Origin of the sequence: Leptospira wolbachii serovar Codice str. CDC, from assembly GCF_000332515.2 — a bacterium.
Classification (GTDB): Bacteria; Spirochaetota; Leptospiria; order Leptospirales; family Leptospiraceae; genus Leptospira_A; species Leptospira_A wolbachii.
In genome coordinates this window covers 532134-543181 of the sequence record NZ_AOGZ02000014.1, presented here as the reverse complement: position 1 = coordinate 543181, position 11048 = coordinate 532134, and the positions used below count along the sequence as shown (strand labels likewise).

Here is an 11048-nt window from a genome sequence, read left to right as displayed (position 1 = left end):
AATCTGTTAGATTTCTAAATCCTTGAGAATCAACTCGATTCGATTTCTGTTCACACCTAAATCTGATTTACCTAATCGGGATGCAGATCGGAAGTGAAGGAGTTTATTTTTCTCATCGAAATAGAATTCCACATCGTCCACATAACGCATGATCCGTGATGTAAACTCCGCATAAATATAATTTGGATTTTCCTGAATGATCTTGGTTCGAGAGGAAACTTCCAACTTTCCCTTCAAAACCAAATAAGCATCTTTCAGGGGTTTTTTGTACGGAACTGGACTTCTATAGTGTTCTTTATCAGTTGGACTCGCAAAACTACTGATGCAGTTGGGTGTCTGTGGGCAATCTGCCAATCTTTCTGATTTGACTCCAAGCAGGTCAGGCCTTGTTCCGGTACATTCAAAAAACAACGAGAGGAGGGTCGTAACGAAGAGGATATGGATGGTTCGATTCATTTGCTACCTGGCTTTAAAGTTCCTTGTATTGGACGGTTTTCGTTTCCTTGTGGGACAAAAATCGAATCCCTTTTCTCGCTTGAACATTCCCATTAATGCTTCGAATCTATGCCTATTCGCCCTAAACGCTACGAGCAGAGTGTTTAAGGCTAGGGGAAGGACCAAGGTTTTATGGAGAAAAAACGTAAAAGATGGGAATCGGCCACAGTTAAGAAAATAGTATGGTCATTCCGTGGTAAAAGTAATTATAAATACCAATCGTTCAATATAAAACAGGGTTACCTTGTATGCCCAAGATAGTCGATCACGATCTATATCGGGTACAGCTTTTGACGAAGTGTATGCCCATCTTTGTGGCGAAGGGAGTGTCTTCGGTTTCCATGCGTGAGTTGTCAAGTGCACTGGGAGTTTCTACAGGAACGCTTTACCATTACTTTCCTACAAAAGAGATTCTCTTTGAATCCATGGTAAAACAGGTCGTTGCCATGGACGCAAAAGAGATTACAGAACTTTCAGAAAGTCACTCTGGATTAACGGACATCATGAACTTTGTTGCCGCACGTGAGACTCATTTTATCAACCTGATGTTACTGGCTGTGGACGTAAAAAGACACTTAAGTGAATCCAATGAACTGGCAGAGTTAGTTGAGGATTCCTTTGCTTCTTATAGAAGAGCATTGGATCGTTTTTTTCCCGGTGATGCCAAAGGAAAAAGTGGAATGGCTTTTTTATCTTTTTTTTTAGGAGCTTTGTTTTTAAAAAATAAAGCGACAGAAGAAACCGACTGGCCTGCACTTTTTGAAGGATTGGAGAATTTAAAAACATTATTTCAAAATAAAGATTAGGAAAATAAGATTACTACTCTCACGAAGAATAAATTCTTCGTGAGCCGTTAGAGAGTTTTATTTTGATTCAGATTCTGCAAGAACAGAACGTTTTGTTTTTAGAATCGAAAAAAGTAGGAATAACAAAGCAGCAACTCCCAAATAAAAGAATCCAGACGCCAGATAACCAGAAATTGGTGGGTATAGGATGCTAAAACCGAAATCAGGATTTTCTGATTCTGGAAGTAGAGTTCCTAGTTTTATATCATCGCTCTTGATTTCGTCACCTGAGGGGTAAGAGTAAGAATCAAAACTTGCCGGCCATTGGTAGGGGTTTCCATAGTAAAGGGAATATCCGCTTTTTTCCCCGTCCCCGTTGGCAAAAAAGTATAGTTCCTCAAGTGGTTGCACTGTGATTACGTTTGTTAGGTGGAGTGTTTCATTTTCCCCATCATAAATGAGAATTTCAAATTCAGAATTGATGGTCCGAGATAAAGGAATTTCCGTGTAAACACCTTCCGATTTGTTGTGACTGACAGTCCCTTCGAATACAGTATCCCATTCCTTTTTATCAATTTTTCCGCGAACAGTGATCCTTCGTTCCCAGTTCCCCTCTTCGAATTGTAATTTCAAAATTTGAAATGCTGATTGTGATTCATTAGGAAATAAAAACTGACAATCGTTTTCTGCGAGAATCGGGTTTGGCACGGTGTGAGGTTTTTCATAGTATAAGTTTTTGTTTTGTTTCGCACGAAGTGCAGTGGGGAATTTTAAATCAGAACCTGGCTCTGCTTCCAATCGCACAAAGCGGTGTTTTGTGCCGCCTAGGTCAATTTCTCCCGAAGATTGGCTTCCATATTTATAGAGAAAAACTGTTTTTGAATCTAAAAAATTGTCTGGGTTATCACCTAACTTTAGCGTGATGGATGTTTCGTAGTCATAGGCACTAGATACAGAAAGTTTGGTATAATTCATACCTTCCGGTAGTTTAGGAAGTTCCAATACATAGATTTCCAAATCGTCTTTTTTGGAAAACAGAAGTTCTGGTTTTACCTTTTCTGTGTTTTTGGAAATTTCTTCGGCATTTTGAATATGGTAAGGAACAATCTCTCCATTGTATGTGATCCGTAGATCCCCATAAAAAGAATGTTTGTAGATATCTTCATCTAACATGAGTTTTACAACTCCGTTAGGCGAAAGATTTCCTGAAATCTTTAAATCCTTTTTGTATTTAAAGTTTTGAACGGCAAGTGGTCTACTTACTACTTGCGTTGTGATTGAAATAAAAAATAGAATGGGGAGTAAGTATTTGAGCTTCATTTTGTTTCCTTTTTGAAATGATTGTATAATGTTCCTGTGACGATAAGAGTCACACCTAAGAATAAACCTGCCAAAATTCGATATCCTAAACTCAAATTCCAGAAATCATAAAGATAGAATTTGATTATGACTAGGGCAAGAGATCCAAATCCTACATAACGTAGAGATTGGATTTTTTTACCAAATCCGACTGATAGAGCAACCAGTCCATATAGAATCAAACTGAGTGTATAGAGGAATAACTTCTTCTCTTCTGGAAATCCAAGGTAGATTTCAACAAAGGTTCCAAGTAACCAATATGGGTAGGCGGCATACAAAAAGATTTTTGAAAACTCAGAAAACTTTCTGCTATAGAGGTAAGAAAGTACCAAATAAACCGATCCAGTTGCAAAAACTAAAAACCTTCCATTGAGAAAAGGAATTTCGTTTTGGGAACGATAGGTGAATGCAAAGATATAAAACAGTGCAAAAAACCAAACGGGGAAGGCCGCCCAATACATATAAAGTTGTTTGGAATAGGTGGAAGCAATGGTCACAAGAAAAGCGAAACTGATCAGGCTAAAGGCTAAAAGTTTTCCTGTAGTTCCAATCACGACCAAACTAACGATAAAAGGTAGGCCGAATAAACCAATCAGATCATAGATTTTTTTCTTCTCTAAACTCAGTTTGCTTCGCCTGAGAGAACGTTCATACAATCCATAAAATAGAATGAGTAACAGTGTGAGCAAAAATGGTTTTGCGACTGGATAGAAAACAGAGAAAGCCCAAAAGGATTGAACAAATCCGAGACCCAAGGTAAACCCAATGGAAACTAGAGTTAGGATTGGTTCCTTAGACTTAGTTGTTTCTAGTGTCTGAAATTCTCGAAGTAAAAACAGAACAAAAACACCCATTTGGAAAGCTATTGGGAAAAATGGTTTCGCATCTACCAAGTTGTCATCTGCCCAGCCAACAAAGATTAGGTGGTTTGCCGCAAGGAGGAGTAGGGGGATTACCTTCCAACCTGTATCTTTTCTTACCCAAAAGAATAGAACATTCCATAAAAGTAAGTATGTGAAAAGAAATGGATAAGAGTTCTGGCCCGTAGAAAGGAGGATGGGGACTAAAAAAGCACCAAGAGAGGCAAATCCAAATAACACTTCACTTTTCTCTGCATGGGCAATGGCCACCGCAGTCAAACTGAGGATGAGTAGGCCCACAAAACAGGTTTCTGTAGAATACAGGTCATACCATAAATACCCAGAATAGTATGCGGAAAAGAGCACAGCAATCCCGAGGCCCAAAAGGCTTGGAGAAAGATAAGGTCTTGTGTTTCTAACCCGGTATCCGTAGAGAAGGGCGGGAATGGCAGAAACAAGTCCAATCCAAATCCGAACGGATTCATTGATCCAATACTCTTCAATGGCTAAATAGAAAAACCATATAGATGCGAGTAGAAGTGAGAGCACTCCGAGTTTTACAAATAAATTTTCACCGATCCATTGGACAAACCAATTCGGTCCATCATTTAATGGAACTTCCGTTTGGTGGTATTCTACTGGAACCGGTTTGGAAACAGGCGGAGTTGCCTGTTTCGGCGTTTGGGGACTAACGAGGGAAAGGACTCTTTCTTTTAGAAAAGAAAGTTCCCTCTCCATAGATTGAATCCTTGAGAGGATTTCTTTAGTTTCTTTTTCTTCCACGGTGGAAATGGTTCACATCCATGGACAGAGGGGAACTACTTTTTATTCTGGATCGTTCCACATCCCATTTTCGCGAATGAGATCAATGAGTTGGTCTGCCGCTTCCTCTTCCGATACACCTTTTTTTACAATTTCTTTCCCTTTGTAGAGGTGAACCTTACCAATTCCGGCACCGACATACCCAAAATCAGCATCTGCCATCTCTCCCGGGCCATTCACAATACAACCCATAACCGCAATCTTTACACCTTTCAGATGCCCCGTCCTCTTTTTGATCATCGCAGTCGTGGACTGTAAATCAAACATAGTGCGACCACAAGAGGGACAAGATATATATTCTGTTTTTGTTAGGCGAAGTCGTGTGGCTTGTAGAATATCAAAACTTAAAGTAAGGGATTCTTCTGGTTCCCCGTCTCCGTAAGACAAACGAATCAGATCCCCGATTCCATCCAAGAGACTTCCTCCCACTTTGATGGAAGATTCGTAGAGGAGTTGTTCTTTCTCTTTTGATTGAGTGATAAGGGCGATGGGATAGTCTGATTCTCTTAAATGATAAGCCAGTTTTCGAACTGTAAGTAAGTCTCCATTTTTGACAGAAAAGAGTAGGTTTTCTATTTTTCTTTTTTTGGATTCTTTAACAATTTTTTCTGTTAGGTGGATATCTTTAGCATCGATACTCCATTCAATACAACGTTTGTCTTTGGCATAACGAGTCACAAAATCCAAAAGGTCATCCCAGGATTCTTCTGATTCTTGGAAAAATAGATTGGGATTTATAACCCACTTTTGCACTCGGTAGAGGTCTTCTGCCAAACTATCATATTGGTAGGTAAGTTCCTGTGACAGTTCCACCGAAACGGGTAAGGGAAACGAACCGCGACGAACCATGGTTCCCAGAGAAATTAGATCCAATTCAGAACTAATCGCAAAGTGGAGCATTTCTGGAATCCGGCCTGATTTGGTTTCTCTTTGGATGAGATTTAAAACTTCCTCTGCTGATTCCGATCCAAAAAAAGGAAAACAGATTTCGATTCGAACGGGAGCTGTGTCTCCAAGTTTTGTCTCACCTAGGTTTAATTCTTTGGAATAGAATCTAGAGTATTGGAAAGGGTCACGAAATTCTGTATAAATCGTTTCCCGACTTTGCGTTGGATTTGTTTGCGAAGTGGCGGTATCCGCTTTCTGTGAAGATTCCATTTCCTTTCGAAAGGATTCATTGTATTTACGCACAAGTTCCTTCGCGACAGGGATTTCAAATACCGCATCTTCTGTAAGGGAGACACGAATGGTATCACCAAGTCCATCTTCCAGTAAACTTCCAATGCCTATGGCGGATTTGATCCTTCCATCTTTCCCATCCCCGGCCTCTGTGACTCCTAAGTGTAAAGGATAGTCCATCCCCAAATCATAAAACCTAGAAACTAACATACGATAGGCTTGGATCATAACTTGTGGATTGGAGGCTTTCATGGAAACGACTATATCTTTGTAAGAATTTCTTTCCGCAATACGAATGAACTCTAAGGCCGATTCTACCATTCCGAGAGGTGTGTCCCCAAACCGGTTCATAATTCTATCGGATAGGCTTCCGTGATTGGTTCCAATCCGCATGGCGACACCCAATTCTTTGGAACGAAGGACAAGGGGTGTGAATACTTCTTCGATTCTTTCTAACTCTTCGTTATAGTCTTTATCAGTATATTCGATGATTTCAAATTTTTTTTTGTCTGCAAAATTGCCTGGATTGATTCTTACCTTTTCCACCCATTCTACGCACTTTAGTGCAACTTGTGGAGTGAAATGGATATCTGCCACTAAGGGAACGGTGAGTCCCAGTTCTTTCATTCGTTTGCGAATGTTTGGTAAATTATCTGCATCAGCTTGGCTTGGTACTGTTAGGCGAACGATTTCTGAACCAGCTTTTTCTAAATCGGCAATTTGTTGGATACTCGCATCCGTATCTCTTGTGTTAGATGTGATCATGGATTGGATCCGAATTGGATTTTTTCCTCCAATTCCCACACCACCCACCATCACTTCGCGTGTAGGACGTCTTTTGTAGTAAAATGGCGATTCGTTATATTTGGTGCTCATTTGAATCTTATGTTCTCATTATCTAGAAAATTAAATTCGAATTTTTGGGCAAGCAGTATGAAAAAAATCTGATGGTTTCAATTTCCATCCTCCAGGGACCGAAAATCTATTTAGGAAGAACACCTGGTTTTTAGATACGATGAATACTGAAGTAAAACAAGGATTACAGCGAAAATACCGGGTGCAGGTCACGGTGGCAATTTACCGTGAGGGAAGTTTATCCTATAAAAGTGAAATCCTAGCTCCAGCTTATTATGACAAACGCCAAGAAGCTAGGGACCATATACGCCAAGAAATTCGAGAAAGATTAGCACATTCCAGATTCTTCCGATCCACTCGTTTGGACTACGACCTTGTAAGGTATACGGAAGAGGGGAGTTGTAATACTTACCTTCGTTACAGCATACAAGACTCGGAAACTTGATACCTCAAAAAAAACTACACGACTGGTACCAAATTCATAAAAGGGACCTCCCGTTTCGAAAGAAAAAACAAGCCTACCCTATCTGGGTTTCCGAAGTGATGCTTCAGCAAACTCGCGTTAACGCAATGCTTCCTTTGTATGAATCGTTTATCAAACGATTTCCCACTCCAGAATCTTTAGCTTCCGCAGAAGAGGCGGAGGTGCTTGCCCATTGGAAAGGACTCGGTTATTATAGCCGGGCTCGCAATCTAAGAAAGGCCGCCATTTTTTTAGTTCAAAATTACAACGGATCTTTTCCAAAAGATCTGACCTCTGTTTTGAAACTTCCAGGAATTGGAAATTATACAGCAAGGGCTGTTCTCTCCATCGCTTATGATCTGCCTCTTGCTGTTTTGGATGGGAACGTAAAACGAGTTTTATCTCGTTATTATGGATACTCAGAGAATATTTTAACCTCAAAAGCCGACATCGACTTACAAAAATTAGCTGATGGTTTTTTAAACTTAGATCATCCCGGAGACCACAACCAAGCAGTGATGGAACTTGGGTCCACAATTTGTCTCCCAGAGTCACCTAAGTGTTTGTTATGTCCTCTGACCGATTCTTGTTTTGCAAGAATCCACCAAATGACCTCCGAGATTCCGCTGAGAGTAAAGGACAAAAAACAAATCCAACTCACAGCTGAGATTTTAGTATTTTTCTACAAGAAAGACATCCTTCTTGTGCGAGAACCTAAGATGCGTTTTTTGAAAGAAATGTTCCATCTACCTTATGGATTTACTGGAGAAATTCCTGCCGAAGCGTATGAACCCACCTCCTTATTTTTAGCCTTAAGAAAATCTTTGTTGGGCCCAGATCCAAAAACGATCGGGCAGTTCAAACATACGATCACTCATCACAAAATGAATTTTTCCGTTCTCACTTCTCAATTAGAAGAGAAGTCCCGAGTCGAAACTCTGGCTAAGGAATTTGCTGTAGAAAGTAAGTGGGTCACTCTCTCCACTTTGGATTCTGAATTTCCCTCCTCCCTTGCGTCTAAGGTAAAAAAGTTTTTGCTTTACTTAGAACCATAGTTCGATACCATTCATGGGCTATGGTTGAGATTATTGTTTGGATCGAACTTGTTATTTCAAACATCCCATTGCCTATTTTGGAGGTATGGGGCCGGTTCTCTTTTTTACTCGGTTCTATCATTTCTGTATTCGCCTTTACTGGTTTTACCTTCCGGAATGGAAAAACCTTTCGAATTTCTAGAGAGGTCTGGAATTGGAACCTCACGAGTTTTTATTGGTTTCTCATCACCTTTGTTACTATCTTTCTCACTGGATATTTAGGAAGTTCTATTGTCCTGATCCCCGGGGCCCAAACTCTCGAAAGCCTAAAGGACCTTTCTGTTTTCCTCTGTTTGAATTTTTTCGGATACCCTGCCTTACTAGCAGTTCCTTTTGCTTATGGCCTTTCTGATTTGATTGAGGGTGTGCCACCAGAATTTCTCTGGGACTGGTTACCCGGTTACTTTATCAACCCAAGTTTATTTTGGCTATCATACCAAATGATTGGAAAGTCACCTGACTTTCGTAAGTTTCGAATTTGGGTTTATTATTTTTTATTTGTCCTACTCTTTTTATTTCTCGAACCATTTTTATGGGGTTATTTATGTTCGGAACAATTTGGAGCTGAAATTTCCTACCACACTATAAGTTCAGCTCTTCTTTTCACTACAGGCATTACTTGGATTTTGGCCCCGTTTGTGATGTTAGTCACTTTCCCTGTTGTTAGAAGGTTTGGATTGTTTTGGGCAGAAGTTCCGGGCCAAGTCAAAGAAGTCACTCTTTCCGATCCTCAAATTATCTGGAAGTCGGGACCAAAGATGGATCCTTTTCAAACTGAGTCGGATCTAAGGTCGGGAATTTCATTGCAGTTATTCATTGTTACACCTTTTGTTTGTTTGGTTTTGGTTCTAGTCGGTTTTACTGCTTATATAACTCTTAAAAATGCAGAAGAATCTGCCTTTCAAATGGTAGAGGTCTTACACAGACAATGGTCAAAGAATATTGGCCTTAGTTTGGATCGGTATTTATCTTTAGGTCCTTCGACTAACAAAGAGGTCAGTGATGACAGTAGTTTAGGAAAAGTTTTAGATGATTCCAAAGTCAATGCACAAGGCCGAGCATTTTTGCTCGATGAACATTTGTATCCATTAGCATCTCTTTCTTCGGAGACTGGAAAATCGAGATTACTCGAAATTGTTCGAGTAGAGCTAAAGAAACTGGGAAACGAAATTAATACTTCTGAAAAACGATTTAGTTTTGCAGTAGTGACCAAAAAACCACTTTCCCGAGAGAACTGGAATGCCATGGTCACCATCTACACTCATCCTAATTTAAAAGAAAAAACCTATCTAATCACATTGTTTCCTTACTCTTTTTATTTGAGTGGAGTCATTACTGGAAATAGTAAATCTGCCATGGTTTTTGCGTGGGCCATCCTCCTTAGTTTAATTCTGGCAGCTGTGATGGCTGAGTTTGTGACAAGACCTGTTCTTTCTTTTGCAAAAGCATCGAAATCTCTTGCGAGGGGAGATTGGAATTATCCCGTTGATGAAAGCATGATTGCAGAACTCAAAGATCTATCGGAGGCATTTCGTTTTATGTCCTCGGAACTCAAACAAAGTTTTGAGCGTGTGGAAGAAAGCCAACGTCTGGTGATGGAGACCAATTCCAATTTGGAAGAAAAAATTGGACAAAGGACGGAGGCTTTAATTGAAAGCAATCGTAGTCTTGTAGAGATGATAGAGACAAAGGAAAAAATCCTTATCGATTTACACAATACACAAACACAGCTTTTGATGAGCGAAAAATTAGCAGCTCTCGGGCAATTTGCTGCTGGGATTACTCATGAGCTCAACACTCCGCTTGGAGCCATTACCTCTAGTGTCCGCGCCATGTCTGAGATTTTAAAAAATGATATCACTGACTTACCATTGTTTTTAGAATCGTTGAATCTTTCAGAAAGGGAAGACTTCCGATACTTACTACATTTAAGTGTATCTTTTGGATCACGTAATTCGGGACTACTCAACCGAGCAGAGAAAAAAGAACGATTAGGAATTTTGAATTCGCATCAAATTGAAAATCCAGAAGAGATAATGGAAGATCTAACTTCACTAGGGATCTTACAATTGGATGAACCACTTCTTAACGTTTTAAAGAAACCAAGGTCTGGAATTATTTTACAAAATGTTCTGATTCTAGGTAGTTTATACCGTTTGGTGTATGTGGTTCAAACGGCAACAGAAAAAGCATCGCATGTAATCAACGCCCTCAAACATTATCTACATACCGATCGGTTAGAAACGGAAACAAAGTTTCAAAATGTTCACATTCCTACGGAAATAGATTCAATTCTAACATTGTATCAGGCAAAAATAAAAAACGATGTTGAAATTATAAAATTCTATTCCACATCTGATTATTGTTTGGCGGAAAGAGATAAACTCAATCAAGTTTGGATCAATATTATCAACAATGCATTACAAGCCATGGAGTATCGCGGAAAATTAAAAATTTCCGTGACATCGGATGCGAAATCTGTCATAACATCCATTTTGGATTCTGGAAAAGGAATTGCGCCCGAAATTCGCGATAAGATCTTTTTACCTTTTTTTACTACAAAAAAACATGGAGAAGGGATTGGGCTTGGGCTTGACATTTGTAAACAAATCGTAGAAAAAATGAAGGGCACAATCGAATTCTCGTCAGATGATCATGGAACCGAATTCAGAGTGTATTTACCAAAGGTAGTAGAAGGGGAAAGAGTTTGAATATTACGCAACTACAACATGAGAAAAACGCAATCCTATGTGTTGATGATGAACCTATTCTTCTTCTTTCCCTCGTACAAGAACTAAAACGGGAGATCGGCGGAAGTTATACGTACGAAACTGCCCAAAATCCTGAAGAAGCTATGGAAGTCATCGATGATCTTTGTAATTCGGGAGTGGAAGTGATTCTCATTCTTTCCGATTGGCTGATGCCAGGGATGCGTGGGGACGAATTTCTCATCCAAGTCCACCAAAAATACCCTCATATCAAATCCATTCTGATTTCCGGCCATGCGGATCGAGACGCTATCAACCGAGTGAAAGAAGAAGCCAAAACTTATGCCATTTTCTCCAAACCTTGGAACACCAGAGAACTTCTAGATGCAGTTCGTTTCTGTTGCAATTTGACCTAAGTCCCATTTTCT

Annotated in this window: 9 protein-coding genes; 5 read left to right on the top strand and 4 right to left on the bottom strand. The window is 39.7% G+C overall.

Features of this window, described 5'->3' with window-relative positions; all coding sequences use genetic code 11:
* Positions 1-6: 6 nt before the first annotated feature.
* On the bottom strand, positions 7-456 hold the full coding sequence (locus LEP1GSC195_RS08140; protein WP_015681888.1) for a DUF1499 domain-containing protein: 450 nt from the start codon (positions 454-456) through the stop codon (positions 7-9).
* A 341-nt stretch (positions 457-797) separates the two neighbouring features.
* Between LEP1GSC195_RS08140 and LEP1GSC195_RS08135 the strand changes: the two genes are divergently transcribed.
* Positions 798-1301: a TetR/AcrR family transcriptional regulator gene (locus LEP1GSC195_RS08135; protein ID WP_015682565.1), complete on the top strand. Its 504-nt coding sequence runs from the start codon at positions 798-800 to the stop codon at positions 1299-1301.
* A gap of 57 nt (positions 1302-1358) precedes the next feature.
* On the opposite strand, the gene LEP1GSC195_RS08130 is transcribed toward LEP1GSC195_RS08135, so the two are convergent.
* Genes LEP1GSC195_RS08130 through ispG form a run of 3 tightly spaced genes read right to left on the bottom strand, consistent with a single transcriptional unit; the run spans position 1359 to position 6376 of the window.
* Entirely contained in the window at positions 1359-2600 is a 1242-nt protein-coding gene (locus LEP1GSC195_RS08130) for a hypothetical protein (RefSeq protein ID WP_015681055.1), read from the bottom strand.
* The gene (locus LEP1GSC195_RS08125; RefSeq protein WP_015680636.1) at positions 2597-4282 is read right to left on the bottom strand and encodes a DUF2339 domain-containing protein; all 1686 of its coding nucleotides are present in this window, start codon (positions 4280-4282) and stop codon (positions 2597-2599) included. Before LEP1GSC195_RS08125 ends, LEP1GSC195_RS08130 begins: the two co-directional genes overlap by 4 nt.
* 42 nt (positions 4283-4324) lie before the next feature.
* Positions 4325-6376: a (E)-4-hydroxy-3-methylbut-2-enyl-diphosphate synthase gene (gene ispG / locus LEP1GSC195_RS08120; RefSeq protein ID WP_015681381.1), complete on the bottom strand. Its 2052-nt coding sequence runs from the start codon at positions 6374-6376 to the stop codon at positions 4325-4327.
* A 139-nt stretch (positions 6377-6515) separates the two neighbouring features.
* Here ispG and LEP1GSC195_RS08115 point away from each other — a divergent pair, with 139 nt between their 5' ends.
* Genes LEP1GSC195_RS08115 through LEP1GSC195_RS08100 form a run of 4 tightly spaced genes read left to right on the top strand, consistent with a single transcriptional unit; the run spans position 6516 to position 11036 of the window.
* Positions 6516-6800 (top strand): hypothetical protein, encoded by a 285-nt coding sequence (locus tag LEP1GSC195_RS08115; RefSeq protein WP_015682159.1) that lies wholly within the window; start codon positions 6516-6518, stop codon positions 6798-6800.
* Positions 6797-7873, top strand: a complete 1077-nt coding sequence (mutY, locus tag LEP1GSC195_RS08110) for an A/G-specific adenine glycosylase (protein ID WP_040506559.1) — start codon at positions 6797-6799, stop codon at positions 7871-7873. Before LEP1GSC195_RS08115 ends, mutY begins: the two co-directional genes overlap by 4 nt.
* A 20-nt stretch (positions 7874-7893) precedes the next feature.
* Entirely contained in the window at positions 7894-10623 is a 2730-nt protein-coding gene (locus LEP1GSC195_RS08105) for a sensor histidine kinase (RefSeq protein WP_015680901.1), read from the top strand.
* A complete protein-coding gene (locus LEP1GSC195_RS08100; RefSeq protein ID WP_015681719.1) occupies positions 10620-11036 on the top strand; it encodes a response regulator in 417 nt (138 codons plus the stop codon). Before LEP1GSC195_RS08105 ends, LEP1GSC195_RS08100 begins: the two co-directional genes overlap by 4 nt.
* Positions 11037-11048: the final 12 nt, after the last annotated feature.